The sequence below is a fragment of the Micromonospora marincola genome, assembly GCF_056150385.1.
On the sequence record NZ_JAXCFT010000002.1, the window covers coordinates 637,764 to 658,713 of the forward strand.

A 20,950-nucleotide genomic window follows, 5' to 3' on the forward strand; every position below is an offset into this window, starting at 1 on the left:
GCCAAATGAGAGTGTCGATGGCAGCCTATTCGGCGCCAGATTCCACCCGGTTGCGGATCGATGTCCCGACCAACGCCGGCGGCGGTCGGCCGGAGGAAGCCGGCGTCCGCCTCGTCCTGACCGGACACGACGGAATCAGGACGCCCGCCGAACATCATTCTTCCTGTTCAATCCTGTCGTGATCATCCCGCACGCCCTTGTCGCTGCGATCGGCAGCAGTTCGCGGAAGTACCTCGCCTTCGCCTGTAATCGGTGACCGTGTTGCCGACAAGTACCCGTGACAGGCGACCTGTGGAGGTGCGATGCGGGAACGGGAAGAGCGAGTGGCCGCGATGTTCCGTCGACATGCCGACGATATTCACGCCTACGCGGCCTGGCGGGTTGGTCAGCACGACGCCGCGGATGTGGTGGGTGAGGTGTTCCTGGTGGCTTGGCGGTCCCTGGACCGGATCCGGGCTGGTGAGGAGCGGGGCTGGCTGTTCGGTGTGGCTCGTACGGTGATGCTGGCGCGCCGCCGGCAACAAGCCGTTGCGGCTGCTCTCGACGAGCGGATGAGCACGACGGCCGTGGAGGACGGGTCGGATGGGCTCGCTGATGACGTGGCGCTGCGTGATCAGGTGCGTGGGGCGCTGCGCGCGCTCGGTGAGCGGGACCGCGAGGTGCTGGTCACGGCGGCCTGGTTTGACCTGACCGCGGCGGAGGCAGCGCGGGTGCTCGGCGTTTCGCGTCCCACTTATGCGGTGCGGCTGCATCGGGCGCGTAACCGGTTCCGCGCAGCCTACGGACGGTTCGCCGAAGACAACGGTGAGGCCCTATTGATGATCCGCGGCTCGGTGACGGCATGAAGGAGAAGAACGCAGTGGATCTTGATGAATTGTTGCGTCGGGGTCGGCAGGACTCGGCCGGGTGGGCGCGAAGTGACATGGGGCGGCGAGTCTTGGACCAAGTCCTCGCAGCCGATCCGACCGGGAATTCGGCAGGTAATCGTATGATCGGCCGTTCAAGGGCATCGCGGCCGGTGCTGCGCTGGTCCTTCCTTGGCACGGGGTTGGTCGGGACGGTCGCGGCGGGGGTGCTGGCGGTGTCGGTGATCTCCGCGCCGTCGGGCGAACAGACCAGCAACCTGCCGGTGGCCGGTGCGCAGCCGGGGGTCGCGGATGGCGCGATCGGGGACGTGACACGGGTGTCGGCACGTGACGTTCTGCTCGCGGCGGCGGCCCGATCGGAACAGGCGCCCGCCGAGACTGGCAAGTACTGGCACGTCAAGACCCTCGACGTGTACGGAATGCGGCGGATCGACACCGACAACAAACGTTACTGGGTGTTGCAGCGCGTCGTGAATGAGAGCTGGGACGCCAGTGATCCGGCAGAGGCTAGTTATACCGGCAGACGGGAGCTCGGCGAGCATGCCTGGCGCGCTGCCGGTTCTCCGAGCGAGTGGGTTCTCGACAACGACGGATCGAGCAAGCCGGTCCTGTCCACTCGGCCGGGTGAGGGCACCCTGAGGAGGGACACCAATCCACCACGCTATCTGGAGGACCTCGGGTATCTGAGCTTGGAGCAGGTTCGGCAGCTACCCGACGAGCAGGGCGCGCTACGCGCGTGGGTGAGCAGCCGGATCCAGACGGACATGGGATTCGCCCCCGGTAGCAGCGAGGGCAACCAGTTGCTGTTCGGCTTCCTGAGTCGGATGCTGTTGGACACCCCAGCGCCGCCGAAGGTACGCGCCGCGGCGTTCCGGGTTCTCGCCGACATCCCCGGCGTCCGCAGCATCGGCACCGTCAAGGACGAGAGTGGACGCGCAGGGCAGGGTGTGGAGTTGCGCTACAACATCACCACCATGCGGCTGATCGTCGACCCCTCAGACCATCGGCTGCTCGGCAGTAAGTACACCTCGACGCAGAAGGGCGAAAAGGTTCCCATCAAGCAGAGGAGCACGGTGGTGCTGACGGCGGAGTGGTCGGACGCCGCCCCACAGGCGCCAACTCTGCCCCGGTAGAAACGGCGCGCTGCTCGTACCGATGGCCGGTCGCGGTAGACGGGCGGCCATCGTCACCCCTGACGGATGGCGAAGGGTCGTGATGATCGATCATCACGACCCTTCGCCGCTCGCATCGCACTGATCTGTGTGATGCCCGGTGGCGTTTTTCAAGCCACGAGCCGCCCCTCCTGCGATGGGTGGTGACGGCACGGCGGATAGCCTCGACACATGCCCGAGATGCCGACCAAGCTGGCCGAGATCGTCGACGAGTTCGCCTCCGCACCGCGCGACGTCGTGCTGGAGATGCTGTTGGAGTTCGCCGACGTGATCCCACCCCTGCCCGAGGGGGTGGACCGGGAGGAACTGGAGCAGGTCCCCGAGTGTCAGACCGCGTTCTTCCTGCGCGCCGAGGTGAACCCGGACAAGACCGTGAGCACGGTCTTCGACTGCCCGCCGGAGGCGCCGACCACCCGGGCGTTCGCCGGCATCCTCGCCGAGGGGCTGGCCGGCGCGAGCGCCGAGGAGGTGCTGGCCGTACCGGACGACCTGTACCAGCGGATGGGGCTCGCCCAGGTGATCAGCCCGCTGCGGGTACGCGGCGGCACGGCCATCCTGGCCCGCCTGAAGCGCCAGGTGCGGGAACAGATCGCCTGACCTGCGGGTTGTCGCTGGTCATGGAGATCGAGATCTACGCCGACGTCGTCTGCCCCTGGTGCTGGATCGGCAAGCGCCGGTTGGAGCAGGCCCTGGAGTCGTACGACGGCGAGGTGACCGTCAGGTACCGGCCGTTCCAGCTCGACCCGACGCCGGTCACCGAGCCGAGGCCGCTGCTCGACGCGCTCGCCGACAAGTTCGGCGGCCGGGACAAGGCCGAGGGCATGGCCGCCCACGTCTCCGGGGTCGCCGCGGGCGCCGGCCTCGACCTGCGGTTCGACCGGGCGGTGGCGGCGAACACGTTCGACGCGCACCGGCTGGTGCGGTTCGCCACCGAGCGGGGGCAGGCCGCGGAGGCGGTGGAGCGGCTCTACCGGGCGCACTTCCTCGACGGCGTCGACGTCGGCTCGATCGACGCGCTTGTCACGCTCGCCGGTGAGGTGGGGCTGGACGAGACCGAGGCCCGCCGGTATCTGGAGTCGAACCTCGGCCGCCGGGAGGTCGCCGCCGACCTGAGCGCCGCGCACCAGCTCGGCGTCTCAAGCGTCCCGACCTTCGTGCTGGCCGGGAAGTACGCGGTCACCGGCGCCCAGGAGCCGGCAACCCTGCTCGCCGCGCTGCATGAGGTGACGCAGCGTGAGGCCGCCGCGTGATGTTTCACGTGGAACAAGATCGATGCGGGTGAAGGGTCAGGCCGGCCGGGCCAGATCCTCCACCACCCTGGCCCCGGGCAGCGCGCCGAGCGCCGGCCCGGGCAGGGCGATCTTGCTGTGGCGTACGCCCGAGCCGATGATCACGTGTGGGGTGGCGATCACCCGTGCGTCGACCAGGATCGGCCACTCCTCGGGCAACCCGATCGGCGTGATCCCGCCGTATTCCATCCCGGTCAGCTCCACCGCCTCGGCCATCGGCGCGAAGCTCGCCTTGCGCACGTCGAGCAGCTTGCGGACCGCGCCGTTCACGTCCGCCCGGGTGGTGGCGAGCACGATGCAGGCGGCGTAGCGGGTTTCGCCGCCACGCTTACCGGCGACCACCACGCAGTTGGCCGACTCCTCCAGCCCCACCTCGTACGCCGCGCAGAAGGCCGCGGTGTCGGCAAGGTCGGCGTCGATCGGAGCGACAAGCACCTCGTTCACGTCGACCGGTGCCTCGTCCGGCCACCGCTCCACCGCTGCGGCGACCGGCGGCGCCAACAGGTCCAGCCGGCCCCGGGCCGGCTCCGTCTTCAGCGTCCCCATCACGGATGCGATCCTCGCACCCGCGCCGGCAATCCGCTCGCCGCGCTGTTAATAGGGGCCCCTTCCTATGCGGAATCCGTTAACCGGGGCCCCCTCCTTACACCTCGGTGAGATGCCGCCGTTGCAGCGGCTCGGGACGGTTCGCCTCGGCGTCGGCGATCCCGTGCCGGACGCCGACCCGGATCACCCCGTAGAGGAAGACGAAGCCGAACACGTACAGCACCACGGTGACCGCCAAGACCAGCATGGGGTCACGGTAGGCCGCCCCGGACCCGACCGGATCTCACCTTCGGCCGGTTCCCCCGTACGTGTCGGCAAGGTGATCCGCCCAGGTACGCGTACCGGTGGGCGTGGCGGTCGTGGTGAGCCCGCCGGCGCGCAGTTCCCGGCCGAGCCGCCCGGGGATCCGGACCGGCAGCAGCGGCCGGCGCGACCGGCGGACCGCGAGCCAACTCCGGGCCGCCTCGTCGAAGCGGAGCACCTCGGGCCCGCCGAAGTCGTCGACCCGGCGCGACGGCCCGGCGGACAGCATCGCCACGAGCCGGTCCACCACCTCGCCCGCGTCGACCGGCTGGGCGAGCACGGCCCGGTCCCCGATCACCGGACCCAACCGGCTCGCGCCGCCCAGCAGGCCGGCCAGGAACTCGGGGAACTGGGTCGCCCGCAGCACGCTCCAGGGCACCTCTCCGGCTGCCACCACCTGTTCGGCCGCGAGCTTGTGCCGGTAGTAGGCGAGCGGCACCCGGTCGACGCCGACGATCGAGACGTATACCAGGTGTCGCACCCCGGCGTGGCCGGCGGCGACGGTCAGCCGGCGGGTGCCGAGCACGTCGATCCGGTGAGTGTCCCGGTTCGGCGACGAGGCCAGGTGCAGCACCGCCTCCGTCCCGGCGACCGCCTCGGCCAGCCCGGCGCCGGTGGCCAGGTCGACCGGCATCCACTCGACGCCGTCACCGCCACCGCCACCACCGCCAGCGACGCCGCCACCGTCGCTGACGGCGTCGGGTCGACGGCTCACCGCGCGGACGGTGAACCCCGTGTCCCGCAGCCGGGGCACCGCCACCCGTCCGAGCCGTCCGGTCGCCCCGGTCACCAGCACCCGCATCGCCACATCCTCCCGCCCATGCCGTCCGGCCGTCGGTCGGCACCGAAAGCCGCTCCGGACAGGGGACGGAACGCCGGTGCCGATCGTGACGACCCGCTCAGGCGACCGGCCGGGGCACCACGCGACCGGCGAGCAGCAGGCCGAGCAGTCCGCAGCCGGCCGCGACGGCGAGCGTGGCCGCGTAGCTGGCCGGGCCGGGCGCCGAACCGGTGGCAAGCACCGCCCCGGTCAACGCCAGCACGACGGCGGCGGCAAGTGAGTCGCCCAGTTGCAGCGCGGAGGAGTTCCGGCCCTGCTCGGCCGGGGCGGACAACTCCAGGGTGAGCACCGACAGCGAGGGATAGAGCAGGCCCATGCCGAGTCCGGCGACCGCCCAGGCGAGCACGGCCGGCACCACCGGAACGCCCGGCAGCAGCGCCGTCGCGACGCCCGCCGTGCCGACGGCGATGCAGGCCGATCCGGCCCGGGGCAGGCTGGCCGCGGAGCGGGGTGCGGAGATCCGGCCCTGGATCCACGAGCCCACCGACCAGGAGAGCGCCCCGACGGTGAGGACCAGCCCGGCGCCGGTGGGCGTGAAGCCGCGCTCCCGGGAGAGCATCAGCGGGATCACCACCTCGGCGCCGACGAACGCGGCCGAGGCCAGCCCGCGCAGGCCGATCACCGTCGGCAGCCCGCGCGCCGCCCGGAGGAAGCCCGGCGGCAACAACCGCGGTACGCAGCCGAGCAGCCCGGCCAGCGCCACCCCGATCAGCCCGGCGGCGAGCGCGCCGCGCTGCTGCCCCCCGTAGTGCAGCAGCGCGGCGCTCGCCCCCGCCCCGCAGGCCCAGCCCACCCGGGCGAGCGCGCCGGCCGGCGGCCGGGTCGGCACGGTGCCGGCGAGCGTCCGCAGCCCCGGCTGGATCAGCAGCACCGCCGGCACCGCCACCACCGGCACCGCCAGGAACACCCAGCGCCAGCCGAGGTGTTCCACGATCAGGCCGGCCAGCGCCGGCCCGACAAGCGACGGCACCACCCAGGCCGCGGCGAAGGCGGCGAACATCCGCCGCCGCAACCGCTCCGGGTACGCGTGCCCGACGATCACGTAGAGCGCCACCGAGAGCAGGCCGGAGCCGAAGCCCTGCACCACCCGCCCGGCGACCAGCACTCCCATGCGGTCGGCGGTGCCGGCGACCACCAGGCCGGCGACGAACCAGGCCATCCCGTGCCACATGGCCGGTCGTGGTCCGCGCGCGTCACACCAGATGCCGGAGGCCACCATCGCGACCACGCCGGAGGCGAACGGCCCGCCGAAGGCGAGCGCGTACAGGCCGAGCCCGTCCAGGCTGCGGGCGACGGTCGGCATGGCGGTGCCCACCGCGAGCGCCTCGAACGCGAGCAGCGACACCAGGGCGACGCTGCCCACGGTCATCGCCCGCAGGCCCGGCGACCACAGGCCGGTGGCGGAGGTCTCCGGCGGGGCGGTGACGGTCGTCATGGGCTCCAGCCTGAGCCCTCAACCGTGGTTGAGGTCAACTGTGGGCCCGGTCTCGTCAGGCGGTCTCCAACGCCTCGCCGACGCCCTTGGCCAGGCCGGAGGCGTGCTGGTCGGCGAGGACGTGCCCGGCGGTGATGACCAGGGCGAGCGGCCACTCGATGACCTGGAGCGCGGCGAGCACCCCGATGCCGGCGTAGTAGGCCAACTTGTCCGGCGGGGGCACCGCCACCTCGCCCAGCAGCGGGAGGTCCACCCGGCGGCTGTATGCCCGGATCGTCTCCCGTGCTCCGCTCAGGTCTCGCGTCAGCGTGCTCATCCTGCCTCCCCCGGTCACGACGACGGCATCGACCCCAGCGGCATTCCACCGACCCCGGCGTCCATGCGCCGGGCAGTGGGGAAACTTCCCTCACTCCGGGGGCATAACGGACGCCGCGCCGGGAAGTCGGGCCGCCGGGACGAGTCCGGGAGGCGAGATGGCGTACGGCTTCGCCGGTCTCCTGCTGTCGCCGGCCGCCGTGCCGGACGCCGTCGCGCGGGTGGCGCGTACCGTCGGGTCGGCCCTGCCCGGGTCGGCCGTTCCACCGGTCGTCACCGAGGCGGCCGGGAACGTGGGCGCGGTGACCACCCGGCTGGCCCGGCTGGCGAACCTGGCCCGGCGGCGGGTGTGGTCCCGGGACGGTCGGCACCACATCGAGGTGCACGGCGTCTGCCAGGACGGCGGGGACCGGCTGGCCCGGCAGGTCGAGGCGGCGTTGGAGGCGGTGCCGGGGGTGACCTGGGCCCGGGTGAACGCGCCGTCGGGCCGGGTGGTGGTGGCGACCGGGGACCCGGCGCCGCGGCTGCGGGACCTGATAGACACGGTGACGCGTGCCGAGCGGGCCTGCCCGTTCGAGCCGGACCCGGAGATCCCGCCGCCGCATCCGCCGGAGGAGGGTCCGCGCACCCCCCGTACGCTCGGCGCGCTTGCGTCCGACGCGCTCGGCCTGACCATCTCCGCGGCCACCCGGATCCTGCCGTTCACGCCGGTGCCCGGCGAGGTGGCCGGCCTGCTGAACGCGGTCGACCTGCATCCGAGGCTGCACGCGCTCGCCGACCGTGGCCTGCGCGCCGATCCCCGCGCCGAGGTGCTCTTCCCGCTCGCCGAGGCGGTGGTGCAGGGCCTCACCGGCGGCTGGGCCGGCATCGTGCTCGACGGCGCGCAGCGGGTGGTGCAGTGGGGTGAGGCGCGGGCCCAGCTCGTCGCGTGGAGCCGCGCCGAGCCGGGGTTGACCGGCGACCCGGACCGGGCGGTGGCGCGGGTGCCGGACGGCGAGCGGCCCTGCCCGGTCCCGGACGGCCAGGTCGAGCGCTACGTCAAGCGGGTGCTCACCGCCGGTGCGGCGGCGGGCGCGGCGGCGATCCCGGTGGCCGGCGGCAAGCGCGCCGCCGCGCTGGCGCTGTCCGCGCTGCCCAAGGCGCCGGGCAGCGGGCGCGAGGGGTACGCGGCGCAGCTCGGCCGCATGTTGGCCCGGCGCGGCGTGATCGCCATGGACCGCAGTGTGCTGCGGGAGCTGGACCGGATCGACACGGTGGTGCTTGATGCCGCGGTGCTCGGCTCCGACCGGGGCGTGCTGTCCGACCTGGCGCCACTGGCCGGCGCCGACACCCGGCAGGTCGCCGCCCGGGCGTTCGCCCTGTTCGACCCGGCCCGCCCGGACGCGGTACGGACCGACGACGGCTGGCGGCTCGCGCCGCTGGACCGGCTCGACGCCTCCGATCCGGGGGACACCCCGGACAGCGAGCGGCTGCGGGCCCACGGCGGGCGGCTGCTCGGGCTGGCCGAGGGCGGACGGCTCGCCGCGGTGCTGCGGGTCGAGCCGGAACCCGCCCCGGGGGTGGACGCGCTTGTCTCCGCCGCCCGTCAGGCAGACGTCCGGCTCGTGGTCGGCGGCGCCGAGGACGGCCGGTACGACGTGGCCGACCGGCACGTCCCGGGCGGGTCCCACCTTGCCGCCGCCGTCCGTGACCTGCAACGCGAGGGCGCGGTGGTGCTTGTGGTCTCCGGGCAGCGATCCGCCCTCGCCGCCGCCGACTGTGGCGTCGGCGTGTCCGCGCCGGACGACCTGCCCCCGTGGGGCGCGCACCTGCTGGTCGGCGACGACCTGCGGATCCCCGCCCTGCTCATCGACGCCGCCGGGGTGGCCCGCCGGATGACCGGGCAGAACATCAGGATCGCCATGGCCGGCAGCGGGATCGGCGCGCTCGGCGCGTTCACCGCCGACCGGCGGCTGCTTCCCGGCCGGACCATGGCGGCGGTGAACGGCGCCGCCATGGTCGCCTTCGCGCACGGCGTCGTCCGGGCGCACCGGCTGCCGGACCGGGCCGGCACCCCGACGCCGGCGCTCACCGCCTGGCATCTCATGCCGGTGGAGACCGTCCTGGACCAGCTCGACACCCGGCCCGCCGGGCTGACCGACGAGGAGGCGGCCGGCCGCCGGGGCGCCGGGGCCGACGACGGGCAGGGGCCGGCCGCGCTGCTCCGCGCGTTCGTCGACGAGCTGTCCAATCCGCTCACCCCGGTGCTGGCTGCCGGCGCGGTCCTCTCCGCCGCGTTCGGCTCGCTCGTCGACGCGGCGCTCGTCGGCGGTCTGGTCGGCGGCTCCGCGCTTGTCGGCGCGGTACACCAGCGCAACACCGAACGGTCCCTGGCCGAGTTGCTGTCCCGCTCGGCCGTCACCGCCCGGGTGCGGCGCGACGGCACGGAACGGGTGGTGCCCGCCGAGGACCTGGTGCCCGGCGATGTGATCAGCATCGGCTCCGGTGACGCCCTACCTGCGGACTGCCGGGTGCTGACGAGTGACGGGCTGGAGGCCGACGAGTCGTCGCTGACCGGCGAGTCGCTGCCGGTGGCCAAGAACCCCGAACCGGTGGTCGCCGCGGCGATCGCGGAGCGGCACTCGATGCTCTTCGAGGGCACCACGGTGGCCGCCGGGCACGGCACCGCCGTGGTGGTGGCGACCGGCGAGCAGACCGAGTCGGGGCGGAGCCTGGCGCTGGCCCGGCAGGCGCCACCGGCCAGCGGGGTGGAGGCCCGGCTCGGCAAGCTGACGAACGCCGCCGTGCCGCTGGCCGCCGCCTCGGCGATCGCGGTGGCCGGGGCGGGGCTGCTCCGGGGCGTACCCCTGGCCGAGACGGCGGCGACCGCCGCGAACCTGGCCGTGGCGTCGGTGCCGGAGGGGCTGCCGTTCCTGGTCAGTGCCGCGCAGTTGGCGGCGGCCCGGCGGCTGGCCGAGCACGGCGCGCTGGTCCGCAACCCCCGCACCATCGAGGCGCTGGGCCGGGTGGACGTGCTCTGTTTCGACAAGACCGGCACGCTTACCGAGGGGAAGCTGCTGCTTGCCGGCGTGGGGAGCGGCGACGACAGGTACGCCCCGGCGGACCGCCTCGACGACCCGCTCCGGTCGACGCTTGCCGCGGCGCTGCGGGCCACTCCGGCGGCGGCGGACCCGGAGGAACTGCCGCAGCAGACCGACCGGGCGGTACGCCGGGGCGCGAACACGGCCGGGGTGACCGAGCGCATCGGGGCGCCGGACTGGAGCGCGAGGGGCGGGCTGCCGTTCGAACCGTCCCGGGGTTACAGCGCCACGGTCGGCCGCACCGCCGACGGGTTCCTGCTGAGCGTGAAGGGCGCGCCCGAGTCGGTGCTGCCCCGGTGCGCGTCCCGGCGTACCGCCGGGGGCGACCTGCCGTTGGACGCGGCGGGCCGGGACGAGGTGCAGGCCATGCTTGCCGGCCGGGCCGGCGCCGGGCACCGCGTCCTCGCCGTCGCCGAGTGCCCGGTCGCGGTCGACGCGGTCACCGACGAGCAGGTCGACGGGCTGGTCTTCGTGGGTTTCCTGGCTCTCGCGGACGGGGTGCGGGAGAGCGCCCGGCCGGCGGTGGAGCGGATCCGGAAGGCCGGCGTGCACACCGTCATGATCACCGGGGATCATCCGGCCACCGCCGAGGCGATCGCCGCCACCATCAGTCCCGACCACGGGCAGCAGCGGGTGGTGACCGCCTCCGACCTGGACCGGCTCGACGACGCCGCGCTCGCGGAGCGGCTGATGGACACCGACGTGGTGGCCCGCTGCACACCCACCCACAAGGTACGGATCATCCAGGCGTTGCAGCGCCGGGGCCGGACCGTGGCGATGACCGGCGACGGCGCCAACGACGCCCCGGCGATCCGCCTGGCCGACGTCGGCATCGCGCTCGGTCAGCGCGGCACCCCGGCCGCCCGCGCCGCCGCCGACCTGGTGGTCACCGACGACCGGCTGGAGACGATCATCGCCACGCTCGTCGAGGGACGGGCCATGTGGTCCTCGGTGCGGCACGCGCTGAGCATCCTGGTCGGTGGCAACCTCGGCGAGATCGCGTTCAGCGTGCTCTCCGCCGCCTCGACCGGCCGGTCCGCCCTGACCGGTCGGCAACTGCTGCTTGTCAACCTGCTCACCGACCTCGCGCCGGCGCTTGCCATCGCGGTCCGCCCGCCGGCCGACGACCGCGCCGACCACCTGCTGCGGGAGGGGCCGGACTCGTCGCTCGGCGCCACCATGACCCGGGAGATCGGGTTGCGGGCCGCGGCGACCACACTTGGCGCGACCGCCGGTTGGACGCTGGCCCGGTGGACCGGCACGCAACGCCGGGCCGGCACCGTCGCGCTCGCCTCGCTGATCGGCACCCAGCTCGGACAGACCGTGCTGGCCGGCGGCACCAGCCCCACCGTGTTGGCCGCCACCGCCGCGTCCGTCGGCGTGCTGGTCCTGGTGGTGCAGACGCCCGGGGTCAGCCAGTTCTTCGGCTGCACCCCGCTCGGACCGGTGGGCTGGACCATCGCCACCGGCTCGGCGCTCGGCGCGACGTTCGCCAACAGCGCGTTGACGAAGCTGGTGGACCGCCTGCCGCAGCCGGGCTCGTCCTGAGCGGCGCTCAGTGCCAGGTGGCGGCGGCCCGGCGCAGCCGGTCGTTGATCGCCCGGCCGACACCTGCGTCGGGCACCGGCTCGGCGACGATCTCGGTCACCCCGGCCGCGTCGAGCCGGTGCAGCGCGTCGAAGAGGCGCGCGGCTGCCGCCGTCAGGTCACCCGAGGGCGAGAGCACCTCCACCGCCGCCCAGTCAGCGTCCGCCGGCGGCTCCCGGAAGGCCAGGAATCCCCGCCGACCGCCGTCGTGCTCACCCGCCGCACCCAACCGCAACGGGGTACGCGGGGCGTAGTGCGCGGCAAGCGTCCCGGGCGCGACCGGCTGGCCGGAGCTGCCCTGGCGTACCTCGACCGGCCCGATCGCCTCCACCAGCGCCTCGACCGGCAGCGCGCCCAGCCGCAGCACCACCGGCCGCTCACCCCGGGCGTCCACGATCGTCGACTCGATCCCGCACCGGGTGGGCCCGCCGTCGAGCACCACGTCCACCGCACCGCCCAGCCCGGCCACCACGTGCTCGGCCCGGGTCGGGCTGAGTTGGCCGAACCGGTTGGCGCTGGGCGCGGCGACCGGCACACCGGCGGCGGCGATGAGCGCCCGCGCGGCCGGGGAGTCCGGCACCCGGACCGCCATGGTCTCCAGCCCGGACGTGACGATCGGCGGGATCGCCGCGGGCCGGTCCACGATAAGCGTGAGCGGGCCGGGCCAGAACCGTTCCACGAGCGCGGCCACGGCCGGCGGCACCGCGCCGACAAGCGCGGGCAGGTCGGCGGCGTCGGCCAGGTGGCTGATCAGCGGGTCGAAACTGGGCCGGGCCTTCGCCTCGAAGATCCGCGCCGCGGCGTTCGGGTCGAGCGCGTTCGCGCCCAGCCCGTAGACCGTCTCGGTGGGGAAGGCGACAAGCCCGCCGGCGCGCAGGACGGCGGCGGCCTCGTCGATGCCGCGGTCGGCCGGGAGGACGCGCGGGGATCCGGTGCTCACGCTGCGACGCTAGCCTGCGCCGCGCGTCGCCCCGGCGCGACCCCGGTCGTTCAGTCCCGCTCGTCGGCCGCGTCGGGAAGGCTCGGCGCGTCGGTGGGGTAGAGACCGGCGGCGAAGCCGTACACCTGGTCGCCGGCGCGGGGGATCTGCGCGAACCGCCGGGCCAGCGCCTGCACCTCGGCCCAGAACTCGCGGACGTCCTCGATCGGGATCCGCGCGTGCACGAGCGTGCACCGCAGCTCGTCGGCGGCGTGCGCGGCAGCCGCCTCGGCCGCGGCCTCGGCGAGTCCGTTGATCCCGGCGACGACCTGTTTGTCCTCCGGCCGGCTGAGCGCGCCGACGTAGAAGGTGCGGGCCACCCGGCCGTAGAAGCGTTCCTCGATCGCCCGGACCCGGCGGGTGCGGACCACGCGCAGCAGCCCGGCGTCGACGAGCTGGTTCACGTGGTAGGCCACGCTGCTCTTCGGTCGGCCCACGGCACCGGCCAGCTCGTTGACCGTGGCGGCGCGTTCCAGGAGCAGCTCCAGGAGCGTGCCGCGCAGGGGGTCGGCGAGCGCACGCAACTGCTCGGGGGCGGTGACCACGAGCAGGTCGTCGAGGTCGTAATCGGGGACCCGCTGATTGACCGACATTTCCCGACCGTTCTAATATTCTGGTTCGTTCGATGATTCTGGTCTGACAGTCAGGAGTCTAGAGATGGCTGAGATCCTCCTCTTCCACCACCTACAGGGGCTCACCGACGGCGTACGCGCCCTCGCCGACGCCCTACGCGCCGGCGGGCACACCGTGCACGCCCCGGACCTCTTCGACGGCGAGCGGCCGGCGAGCATCGAGGAGGGCTCGGCGCTCACCAAGCGCATCGGCGGCGACGTCCTCGATCAGCACGCCGACCGGATCGCCGCCGATCTGCGCCCGGACCTGGTCTACGCGGGCGTCTCGTGGGGCGCGGCCATCGCCCAGCGGCTCGCCCAGACCCGGTCCGGCGCCCGGGCCGCCCTGCTCTACGAGGCGTGCCTGCCGGTCACCGGCGAGTGGGCGATGGGCCCCTGGCCGGACGGCGTGGCGGTGCAGGTCCACGGCATGGAGCGGGACCCGTTCTTCGGGCTGGAGGGCGACGTCGACGCCGCCCGTGAACTGGTCGCGATCGTCGGACCCGAACGGGGTGAGCTGTTCGTCTACCCCGGCGACCGACACCTGTTCACCGACAGCTCACTCCCGTCGTACGACGCGGAGGCGACCACGCTTGTGGTGAGCCGCAGCCGCGACCTCCTCGACCGCCTGGGCTGACCACCTGACCGCTACTTGTACTGCGCGATCTGGATCAGGTTGCCGCAGGTGTCGTCGAACACAGCGGTGGCCACCGGGCCCATGTCGACAGGCTCCTGGGTGAACAGCACGCCGAGCTGCCGCAACCGGTCGTGCTCGGCGGCGACGTCGTCGACCGCGAACTGGGTGAACGGGATGCCGTCACTCGCCAGCGCCTCCTTGAACGTCTTGGCGGCCGGATGCGCGTCGGGCTCCAGCAGCAACTCGACGCCGTCCGGCCCGTCGGGCGAGGCGACCGTCAGCCAGCGGTGCTCACCGGTGGGCACGTCCGTCTTCGGCACGAAACCCAGCACCTCGGTGTAGAAGCGCAGCGCCTTGTCCTGGTCGTCGACGTACACACTCGTCAGGTTGATCCTCATGGCGTCTCCTGTGTGGGTTCGGACCCGAGCCATCGCTCGGTGATGGACCGCAGCGGCCGGGTGTCGAGGTGGTGGAACTTGTAGCGACCCTGCCGCCGCGTGACGATCAGGCCGGCGGCCTCCAGCACGTCGAGGTGCTGGGAGATCGCCTGCCGGGACGACCCGACCTGGTGTCTGGTGGCCAGCCGGCCGCAGATCTCGAAGAGAGTCTGACCGTCGCGTTCGGTCAACTCGTCGAGGATCAGGCGGCGGGTGGGGTCGGCCAGCGCCTGGTACAGATCGCCCACGTCAGCCACAATAGGCAAGTGATGGCTTGCATATCAAGACCGGGCGCGGTCGGATCCGCGGTCCAACGCAGCCGGCCGGTCGAGGATCAGCCGGCGGGCTCGAACAGTTCGACGAGGTTGCCGGCCGGATCGGCAAGCAGAATCTGACGCCCGCAAGGACCGGCGACCACCTCGCTGCGGAAGGACAGGCCCGCACGTCGCAACCGGTCGATGTCGGCATCCAGGTCGGTGACGACGAGATGGATGCGGTTGCGGCCACTCTCGCGGGCGTCGTCTGGTGTGGCGCGGGCGCCGGAGCTGGCCGGCCCCGACAGCAGCAGCCGCAGCGGACCCGCAGTCACCTCCGCGAAGGCGGGCGCGGCGCTGCGGCCCAGGGCGAACCCGAGATGGGTGGTGTAGAAGTCGATGGCCGCCTGGACGTCGTCGACCAGGTAACGGACGCTGGCGAACCGGTGGGATGTCGTCACGGCTGAACCTCCGTAGGCGTGGGAACGAGGACGGGCAACAGGTGGCGGATGCGGGTGTCGAGGTCGGCGGCGGTGCGGGAAAAGTCGGTGTCGCCCGCCGCGGAGGGATCCGGGATGCTCCAGTGCGCCAACCGTGGCTGGTGATCGAACTCCTGACACACCTCGCGGACCTTGTCGCACAGCGTGACCACCATGTCGAAGCGACGGCCGGCCAGGGCGTCCAGACTCTTCGGCCGCTGACCCGCGATGTCGATGCCGTACCGCTCGCGAAGCACCCGCACCGCGTGGGGATGGATGCTCGGCCGGGGACGGCTACCGGCGCTTGCCACCGCTACCCGACCGGCGGCGTGGTGGCGCAGCAGCGCCTCGGCCATCGGTGAGCGGGCACTGTTGCCGGTGCACACGAACAACACGGTGGCCCGCGGCGGCCCCGGGCGTGGCGCCGACGCGGCCGGGTTCATCCGCAGCGCCGGATGCAGGGCCGCGCCGGCGCCGGCCAGCCCACGAGCACACTCGGCCAGATCCAGGTGGTAGTAGCTGTCGCGGCCGTCGAAGCTGCTGCGGGTGGCGGTGACCAGGCCACCGTCGCGTAGCAGCCGCAGGTGATAGGAAATCAGGTTCTGCGGCTCGCCGATCAGGGCGACGAGCTCCCGCACGCGCAGGTCGCTGCGGGCCAGCTCGGTCACCAGTCGCCAGCGCACCGGGTGCGCCGCCAGCCGGACGAACGGTGGTGGGGCGGCCTGACTGGATAGCGCCATGGCCAGCAGAATACATCAAAGTGATTTGATGTTGTTGGCAGCGTTCGTCGGGATGATCGCTCAGCCGTAGGCTGACGGGCACCGAACCACGACGAGGGATCATGTGGAACGTCGACGACATCGAAGCCCGGCTTGCCGCCATGCGAGCTGAAGACCCCGACCTCGAACGCTTCGGGGCACGGCGTCACCGCTACCGATTCGGACCCACCCTCCGCGAAGCCGACCTGGCCGCGTTCGAGGACCACCACCACATCACGCTGCCGGACGCCTACCGCAGCTTCCTGCGGGAGGTCGGAAACGGCGGCGCGGGCCCGCACTACGGGCTGTTTCCCCTTGACCACGACCTTCTGCGAGAGGAACCCGGTTACCTGGCCACCCCGTTCCCGCACACGGCAGCGTGGAACCCCGCGAACCACGTGCCGGTCCCGGGCGTCCCCGGCCCGGCCGACGCCATGACCGAGGACGAATACTCCGACGAACGATGGACCGCCGGCTCGCTGGTGATCGCCGAATTCGGCTGCGGCGCCTTCCACCGCCTGATCATCACGGGCCCGATGCGAGGCCAGGTGTGGTTCGACGACTTGGCCGCCGACGGAGGCCTCAGCCCTGAGGCCGCCTTTCCCGAGTGGTACCACGACTGGCTGGTCAAACGCGGGTAAGAGAGCGCTGACCCTGCCCTCTCCCGGGGTACGCACTCGGACGGCGGGTGGCGATCCCGGCCCCTGAGCAGCCAAGGCCGCTGACGCATGCGGCCGAGCAGGCTTAACTAACCCCTTAGCTAAGCGAGGAGGTTGCGCCATGTCGGCTGAGGCCGTGCACTACAACATGCACGACGCCAAGACCCATCTGTCGCGCATCATCGAGCGGGTGGACCACTGTGGGAGATCACCATCAAACAGAGTGCCGGGAAACTCGCCGGTCTCCCCTGATCTCGCAGAGCGGGTAAGAGACATGGGCTTCCGGGAACTTCCGGTGACCCACGCCCACGCCATCGTCGCCGGCCGCCTGCCATCGCATCACCGCGATCCCCTCGGCCGCATGCTGGTGGCACAGGCAATCACCGAAGGGCTGACCCTCGCTTCCCGCGACCCGTCGATAGCGCTGTACGACGTGGACGTCCTCAAGGTTTGATCGGACAGCTCGATCCCTGCCTGTTACCCGCGAGCGGCCCAAGCGCCACACGCCAAGGCGCCGCCCATTCCGAGCGGCACCCCGGTTCGCCCGGTGACTTGTCTGACCTCGGTCAGCTAATATCGGTGGGATGGAGACCGACCTCATCGACCGGATACGCGACTTCAACCGCTTCTATACCGAAAGTCTGGGCCTGCTCACCGATCAGTACCTCGGTCTTGATCGCCCCCTGGGGCCGTCTCGGCTGCTCTGGGAGATCGGTGACCGCACCGCCGTTCGTGAGCTACGCGACCGCCTTGGTCTGGATTCCGGGTATCTGAGCCGGCTGCTACGGGCCCTTGAAGAGCGGGGCCTGGTCCGCGTCGTCCCGCATCCCGCCGACGGTCGAGCCAGGATCGCTGAGCTCACCGACGCCGGCCGAAGGGAACGCGGTGTGCTCGACGATCGATCTCGTGCCAATATCGCCGCCCTGATCGGCGAGCTCAGTCCAGGCCAGCAGGATGAGCTGCTAGCCGCCCAGCAACAGGTCCGGCGGCTGCTACGGCTGGCGACGGTCACGATCACCCCGGTCACGGCGGACGACCCACGGGCATGGCGGTGCCTGCGCCGGTACGCAACCGAGCTGGCCGGACGCTTCCCGGAAGGCTACGACGAGGCGACGTTGACCCGGCCCGAGGACTTGGACGGGTCGCTCCTGCTCGCCTGCGAGCGCGACAGACCCGCCGGGTGCGGCGCATGGGTCCGACTCGCCCCCGGAATCGCCGAGATCCGCCATTTGTGGACCGACACCACAACCCGCGGCCTCGGCCTGGGCCGACGCCTCCTGAAACACCTCGAAGCCGACGCCGCCGCGCACGGCGTGGGCACGGTCCGGCTGGGAACCCACAACTCACTCGGCGAAGCCATCGCTTTGTACCGCAGCAGCGGATACCACGAAATCGGCGCCTACAGCGCCTCGCCCTACAACCAGCTCAACTTCGAGAAGCGCATTCAATCGCTCGAGCCCAGCTAACGCTCCGCGACACCGACCGAGGGACCTCGCTCCGGCCTGAAGCTGCATCCGATCATGGTGGGCCGGAGGTACCACCATGCGAACCAACCGGCAACCATTGCCGGTGCCCCGTTACCCCTGCCGCGTTGCGAGCCAAACCATCCAGCACGACATACGCCTCATCGACGTCGCCCTGCTCGAATCGCACCTCAGCTAGCTGCGCCATCGCGTAGCAGCCGTCCACACCGCCGTCAGTGATCAGCCTGGTCAGCAGGTCGGCTGCTCGGTCGAACCTCCCTGCCCGGCGCCATGCGTCGGCAGCCTCGAGCAGGATCTCACCACGCTCGTCCGGATACTGCTCCACCTCAGCCTCAATGGCCGCAGCCTCGTCAGCCACACTCATCGACACGGCACCTACCGTACTGAGTGCCTTGGACGCCATCGGGCACGGAGAGCCAGGGGCGTCAGGAGCGGTACACATCCCTTCGATGATCAATGTCCACAACAGTCACGGTGCGGGTGTCGTCGTCGATGCGGTAGATGATCCGGTAGGTGCCTCGCCGAGCGCTGAACTGATCCGACAACGGCGGCAACAAACGCTTCCCGACCCGATAGGGCTCTCGCACCAACGGCCCGGTCATGAACTTGTACGCGGCGACAGCTACCGCCTCCGGCAACCGTTCGGCGAGCGCTCGACGGACGGTCGGCGTGGTGCGGAGCGTGTACAGATCTTCCGGCAGCCGGGGGCTCACGCGGCCGAGGCGCGACGGGCGCGAATGGTCTCCGCAAGCTGGTCGGTGGAGACCTCTTCACCTCGGGCCAGTTCCGCGTCGGAGTCGGCCAGCCGCCGCAGGGTGCCCGCATCCCCGAGAACCGCGACGGTTTCCTCCAGACGCTCCAGGTCCTCCACCGACACCAGCACGGCGGACGGCCGACCATGCACGGTCACGGTCACCCGTTCGTGGTGGTCGTGCACCCGCCCCACCAGCTCAGAGAGCCGAGTCTTCACTTCCCCCAAGGGCAGCGTCGTCATGGTCACAAGTATGACCAAAATCCGCTGGGACGTCCACCGTTCCTCCCGACACCACGCCGATGGTTCGCATGGTGAACACACGTCGCCACGAAACGGCAGGTCAGGAAGTTGCGTGGGCCGGAGGCACCACCATACGAATCAACCGGCGACCATCGCCGGTGACCCGTTGCCGCTGCGAAGCCTCAGTTCGCGCGGGACCGACGTTCCTGATTCCAGTCCAGTCCGCTACCGGTCGACGTAGTGGTAACGGCAGGCGATGATCTCCACGTCGTCCTTGGTGACCCGATACACCAGACGGTGTTCGCGATCGATCCGGCGGGACCAGTAGCCGGACAACTCCCCCCGAAGGGGCTCCGGCTTGCCGATGCCCTCGTATCCGTTGCGCATCACATCCGCGATGAGGTCATTGATGCGCTTGACCAACTTACGGTCTGTATGGCTGAGATACTGGCTCCACGCCGTCGCGGTGAAGACCAGCCTCATGCGACGTCCCGCACGGTGGCCGGGTCGATCAGATCCCTCTCGGCCGCATCGCCCTTCTCAAGCTCCGCCATCGACCGCCGCAGAGCGGCGGCGTTGCTCGGGCTGCGCAGGAGGTACTCGGTTTCCTTCATCGACTCGTACTCCGCAAGCGGCACGATCACCACGGGATCGTGGCCTGACCGGGTCACCACCACTTCCTCCGCGTCGTTGATGACGCTGTCGAGTTCGGCGGCCAGGTTCTGCCGTAGCTGGGTGAAGTTCACGGTCCGCATGACCACCTCCAGGGAAAGTACAGAAAATTGTACTTCATGTGGGTGGTTCGGCCGGGTTCGCACCGAAGATCAACAAGTGGAGCCCAGGGGACTCGAACCCCTAACCCCTGCCTTGCAAAGGCAGTGCTCTGCCAGTTGAGCTAGGGCCCCGAGACTGAGGTCAGCGCAGGTCGGGCGCCGTGGTGGCCTCGTGCCACAGGGCGCGCTCGTCGTTCGATGCCTTGACCTTCTTGGCCACCACGGCGGCCACGCCGACGATGCCGGCCAGGATCAGTAGCTTCTTGAACATGGGCTTGACCCCTCGCGCTCGACTGTCGTCGGACGATGTGCGGTGGGGCTAGCTGGAATCGAACCAGCGACCTCAGAGTTATCAGCTCTGCGCTCTAACCGACTGAGCTATAGCCCCGCGTAGCGACGAGCAAGGTTAACCCATCGCCGCCAGCGCGCCCAAATCGGGGGGCCCGTGGCGGAAAGCGCCCGCGCTGCCACGAACTTACCCGGACGCACGACGCCGGGGCGACCGCTTTACGCGGTGCCCCGGCGTCGTTCGTGTCAGTCCCGCTCGGCGAGCGTCAGCTCGATCCCACCGACCAGGTCGGCGCAGACGTTGTAGACGAACGCGCTCAACGTGGCAAGCGCCGTGAACAGCACGACATTGACCAGGCCGACAAGCGCGGACGTCATGATCACGCCCTTCGCGGTGACGCGGAAGCCGCCGCCGCCCGAGCCGCCGCCGGCGTTCACCAGGTCGGTCAGGCTGTCGTTGACGCTCTTGAACACGCCCATCGCGTCGAGCGCGAGGTAGAGCACCGACGTGGCCACGACCACCACGATGAAGAGCACCACCGAGACCGCGAATGCGAACTTCATCACGGACCACGGGTCGATGCGCTTCAGGTTCAGCCGGGCCCGGCGCGGTCCGCGCGACGCGGCCGAGCCGACCGAGGTACGCGCGGCGCGTACCGCCTCACCCACGCGCGCGGCGCCGACAGCCGCCGCGCCGCTGATGCCCGGCGGCAGGCCGCCGCCGTTCGTGGGACGACCCTGACTGGCGCCGGCCGGGCCGGCCGCCTCGGGCGGCGCCTTCGGGGCGGTGCCCAGGCCGGCCCCGATGCGGGGCTGCGTGCCTGTCGTGCCGGTGGACGGCCGGGCGGCTGCCATCGCCTTGGTCGGCGGTGTGCTCGTGGCGGGCTTCGCCGCGGCCGGAGCCGCGAAGCCGTCGGCCGACGTCGGCGCGTCGACCTTGGTTTCGGTCGACTCACGGGAACCCGAGTCGTCGCCGGGCTTGTCGGGAGGCGGGGCCATGCCGGGGGCCCGGGTGAACTTCGGGGCAGGCGCGTCGGCGGGAACCGTGGCCCGACCCACGGCGGCGCGCCCGGTCGCTGGTGTGCCGCCCTGCGCGGCCTCCTCCTCGACCGGGGTGGCCGAGGTCCCCTTGTTCCCCGACTTCGCCTGTGTCTCCGTCATCA

The 20,950-nt window shown here is 71.8% G+C and carries 26 protein-coding genes, 2 tRNA genes and 2 pseudogenes; 10 read left to right on the plus strand and 20 right to left on the minus strand.

All coding sequences use genetic code 11. The annotated features are described in order from the left end of the window. The first annotated feature begins 302 nt into the window (after nucleotides 1-302). The 4 genes from SM450_RS07570 (at nucleotide 303) to SM450_RS07585 (ending at nucleotide 3,288) form a co-directional block, all read left to right on the plus strand. Nucleotides 303-845 (plus strand): RNA polymerase sigma factor, encoded by a 543-nt coding sequence (locus tag SM450_RS07570; RefSeq protein WP_474618931.1) that lies wholly within the window; start codon nucleotides 303-305, stop codon nucleotides 843-845. Next, nucleotides 842-1,999, plus strand: coding sequence for a CU044_5270 family protein (locus SM450_RS07575; RefSeq protein WP_474618932.1), 1,158 nt, complete (start codon nucleotides 842-844; stop codon nucleotides 1,997-1,999). The genes SM450_RS07570 and SM450_RS07575 overlap by 4 nt, the downstream gene beginning before the upstream one ends. A 210-nt stretch (nucleotides 2,000-2,209) precedes the next feature. After that, nucleotides 2,210-2,635 (plus strand): SufE family protein, encoded by a 426-nt coding sequence (locus tag SM450_RS07580; protein ID WP_474618933.1) that lies wholly within the window; start codon nucleotides 2,210-2,212, stop codon nucleotides 2,633-2,635. Between the two features lie 20 nt (nucleotides 2,636-2,655). Continuing rightward, the gene (locus SM450_RS07585; RefSeq protein ID WP_474618934.1) at nucleotides 2,656-3,288 is read left to right on the plus strand and encodes a DsbA family oxidoreductase; all 633 of its coding nucleotides are present in this window, start codon (nucleotides 2,656-2,658) and stop codon (nucleotides 3,286-3,288) included. Between the two features lie 36 nt (nucleotides 3,289-3,324). On the opposite strand, the gene SM450_RS07590 is transcribed toward SM450_RS07585, so the two are convergent. The 5 genes from SM450_RS07590 to SM450_RS07610 all read right to left on the minus strand — a co-directional run bounded on the left by SM450_RS07590 (nucleotide 3,325) and on the right by SM450_RS07610 (nucleotide 6,768). Beyond that, nucleotides 3,325-3,873, minus strand: coding sequence for a YbaK/EbsC family protein (locus tag SM450_RS07590; protein WP_474619048.1), 549 nt, complete (start codon nucleotides 3,871-3,873; stop codon nucleotides 3,325-3,327). Between the two features lie 97 nt (nucleotides 3,874-3,970). After that, nucleotides 3,971-4,120 carry a hypothetical protein gene (locus tag SM450_RS07595; RefSeq protein ID WP_282289006.1) on the minus strand — a complete coding sequence of 50 codons (150 nt, stop codon included), beginning with the start codon at nucleotides 4,118-4,120 and terminating at the stop codon, nucleotides 3,971-3,973. A gap of 36 nt (nucleotides 4,121-4,156) precedes the next feature. Next, nucleotides 4,157-4,978, minus strand: coding sequence for an SDR family oxidoreductase (locus SM450_RS07600; protein WP_474618935.1), 822 nt, complete (start codon nucleotides 4,976-4,978; stop codon nucleotides 4,157-4,159). A 97-nt stretch (nucleotides 4,979-5,075) separates the two neighbouring features. Continuing rightward, entirely contained in the window at nucleotides 5,076-6,452 is a 1,377-nt protein-coding gene (locus tag SM450_RS07605) for an MFS transporter (RefSeq protein ID WP_474618936.1), read from the minus strand. 55 nt (nucleotides 6,453-6,507) lie between these two features. Continuing rightward, entirely contained in the window at nucleotides 6,508-6,768 is a 261-nt protein-coding gene (locus SM450_RS07610; protein WP_474618937.1) for a hypothetical protein, read from the minus strand. Between the two features lie 157 nt (nucleotides 6,769-6,925). Here SM450_RS07610 and SM450_RS07615 point away from each other — a divergent pair, with 157 nt between their 5' ends. Further along, complete coding sequence (locus SM450_RS07615) at nucleotides 6,926-11,395, plus strand: cation-translocating P-type ATPase (protein ID WP_474618938.1); 4,470 nt, start codon at nucleotides 6,926-6,928, stop codon at nucleotides 11,393-11,395. A 7-nt stretch (nucleotides 11,396-11,402) separates the two neighbouring features. Here the strand turns inward: SM450_RS07615 and SM450_RS07620 are convergent, their stop codons facing one another. Continuing rightward, nucleotides 11,403-12,374, minus strand: a complete 972-nt coding sequence (locus SM450_RS07620; RefSeq protein WP_474618939.1) for an L-threonylcarbamoyladenylate synthase — start codon at nucleotides 12,372-12,374, stop codon at nucleotides 11,403-11,405. 50 nt (nucleotides 12,375-12,424) lie between these two features. After that, nucleotides 12,425-13,006, minus strand: coding sequence for a helix-turn-helix domain-containing protein (locus SM450_RS07625; protein WP_474618940.1), 582 nt, complete (start codon nucleotides 13,004-13,006; stop codon nucleotides 12,425-12,427). Nucleotides 13,007-13,070: 64 nt separating this feature from the next. On the opposite strand from SM450_RS07625, the gene SM450_RS07630 reads away from it, so the two are divergent. Further along, the gene (locus tag SM450_RS07630) at nucleotides 13,071-13,661 is read left to right on the plus strand and encodes a dienelactone hydrolase family protein (protein WP_474618941.1); all 591 of its coding nucleotides are present in this window, start codon (nucleotides 13,071-13,073) and stop codon (nucleotides 13,659-13,661) included. Between the two features lie 11 nt (nucleotides 13,662-13,672). Here the strand turns inward: SM450_RS07630 and SM450_RS07635 are convergent, their stop codons facing one another. The 4 genes from SM450_RS07635 to SM450_RS07650 all read right to left on the minus strand — a co-directional run bounded on the left by SM450_RS07635 (nucleotide 13,673) and on the right by SM450_RS07650 (nucleotide 15,571). Next, entirely contained in the window at nucleotides 13,673-14,059 is a 387-nt protein-coding gene (locus SM450_RS07635; RefSeq protein WP_474618942.1) for a VOC family protein, read from the minus strand. Further along, nucleotides 14,056-14,358, minus strand: a complete 303-nt coding sequence (locus tag SM450_RS07640; RefSeq protein ID WP_474619049.1) for an ArsR/SmtB family transcription factor — start codon at nucleotides 14,356-14,358, stop codon at nucleotides 14,056-14,058. Before SM450_RS07640 ends, SM450_RS07635 begins: the two co-directional genes overlap by 4 nt. 74 nt (nucleotides 14,359-14,432) lie before the next feature. Beyond that, a complete protein-coding gene (locus SM450_RS07645) occupies nucleotides 14,433-14,813 on the minus strand; it encodes a VOC family protein (RefSeq protein WP_474618943.1) in 381 nt (126 codons plus the stop codon). After that, a complete protein-coding gene (locus SM450_RS07650) occupies nucleotides 14,810-15,571 on the minus strand; it encodes an arsenate reductase/protein-tyrosine-phosphatase family protein (RefSeq protein ID WP_474618944.1) in 762 nt (253 codons plus the stop codon). Before SM450_RS07650 ends, SM450_RS07645 begins: the two co-directional genes overlap by 4 nt. A gap of 101 nt (nucleotides 15,572-15,672) precedes the next feature. Between SM450_RS07650 and SM450_RS07655 the strand changes: the two genes are divergently transcribed. From SM450_RS07655 to SM450_RS07670, 4 genes and pseudogenes are all read left to right on the plus strand, one after another. Beyond that, nucleotides 15,673-16,230: an SMI1/KNR4 family protein gene (locus SM450_RS07655; RefSeq protein WP_474618945.1), complete on the plus strand. Its 558-nt coding sequence runs from the start codon at nucleotides 15,673-15,675 to the stop codon at nucleotides 16,228-16,230. Between the two features lie 139 nt (nucleotides 16,231-16,369). After that, nucleotides 16,370-16,444 (plus strand): annotated as a pseudogene (locus SM450_RS07660) (prevent-host-death protein); the annotation flags it as partial. Next, nucleotides 16,444-16,702: pseudogene (locus tag SM450_RS07665) on the plus strand (type II toxin-antitoxin system VapC family toxin); the annotation flags it as partial. The pseudogenes SM450_RS07660 and SM450_RS07665, both read left to right, overlap by 1 nt. Nucleotides 16,703-16,832: 130 nt before the next feature. Continuing rightward, nucleotides 16,833-17,714: a GNAT family N-acetyltransferase gene (locus SM450_RS07670; protein ID WP_474618946.1), complete on the plus strand. Its 882-nt coding sequence runs from the start codon at nucleotides 16,833-16,835 to the stop codon at nucleotides 17,712-17,714. Nucleotides 17,715-17,766: 52 nt separating this feature from the next. Here the strand turns inward: SM450_RS07670 and SM450_RS07675 are convergent, their stop codons facing one another. The 9 genes from SM450_RS07675 to SM450_RS07715 all read right to left on the minus strand — a co-directional run bounded on the left by SM450_RS07675 (nucleotide 17,767) and on the right by SM450_RS07715 (nucleotide 20,948). After that, nucleotides 17,767-18,102 carry a hypothetical protein gene (locus tag SM450_RS07675; protein WP_474618947.1) on the minus strand — a complete coding sequence of 112 codons (336 nt, stop codon included), beginning with the start codon at nucleotides 18,100-18,102 and terminating at the stop codon, nucleotides 17,767-17,769. A 55-nt stretch (nucleotides 18,103-18,157) separates the two neighbouring features. After that, entirely contained in the window at nucleotides 18,158-18,445 is a 288-nt protein-coding gene (locus tag SM450_RS07680) for a type II toxin-antitoxin system RelE family toxin (protein ID WP_474618948.1), read from the minus strand. After that, entirely contained in the window at nucleotides 18,442-18,726 is a 285-nt protein-coding gene (locus SM450_RS07685) for a type II toxin-antitoxin system Phd/YefM family antitoxin (protein ID WP_278121521.1), read from the minus strand. Before SM450_RS07685 ends, SM450_RS07680 begins: the two co-directional genes overlap by 4 nt. Nucleotides 18,727-18,951: 225 nt before the next feature. Next, nucleotides 18,952-19,209 (minus strand): Txe/YoeB family addiction module toxin, encoded by a 258-nt coding sequence (locus tag SM450_RS07690; RefSeq protein WP_474618949.1) that lies wholly within the window; start codon nucleotides 19,207-19,209, stop codon nucleotides 18,952-18,954. Beyond that, a complete protein-coding gene (locus SM450_RS07695) occupies nucleotides 19,206-19,481 on the minus strand; it encodes a type II toxin-antitoxin system Phd/YefM family antitoxin (protein WP_199757668.1) in 276 nt (91 codons plus the stop codon). Before SM450_RS07695 ends, SM450_RS07690 begins: the two co-directional genes overlap by 4 nt. A 77-nt stretch (nucleotides 19,482-19,558) precedes the next feature. Beyond that, nucleotides 19,559-19,631: transfer RNA gene (locus SM450_RS07700), tRNA-Ala, on the minus strand. Nucleotides 19,632-19,641: 10 nt separating this feature from the next. Next, nucleotides 19,642-19,770, minus strand: coding sequence for a DLW-39 family protein (locus tag SM450_RS07705; RefSeq protein WP_013283222.1), 129 nt, complete (start codon nucleotides 19,768-19,770; stop codon nucleotides 19,642-19,644). A 43-nt stretch (nucleotides 19,771-19,813) separates the two neighbouring features. Further along, a tRNA-Ile gene (locus SM450_RS07710) sits at nucleotides 19,814-19,887 on the minus strand. 146 nt (nucleotides 19,888-20,033) lie between these two features. Further along, the gene (locus SM450_RS07715; RefSeq protein WP_474618950.1) at nucleotides 20,034-20,948 is read right to left on the minus strand and encodes a DUF3566 domain-containing protein; all 915 of its coding nucleotides are present in this window, start codon (nucleotides 20,946-20,948) and stop codon (nucleotides 20,034-20,036) included. Nucleotides 20,949-20,950 lie beyond the last annotated feature (2 nt).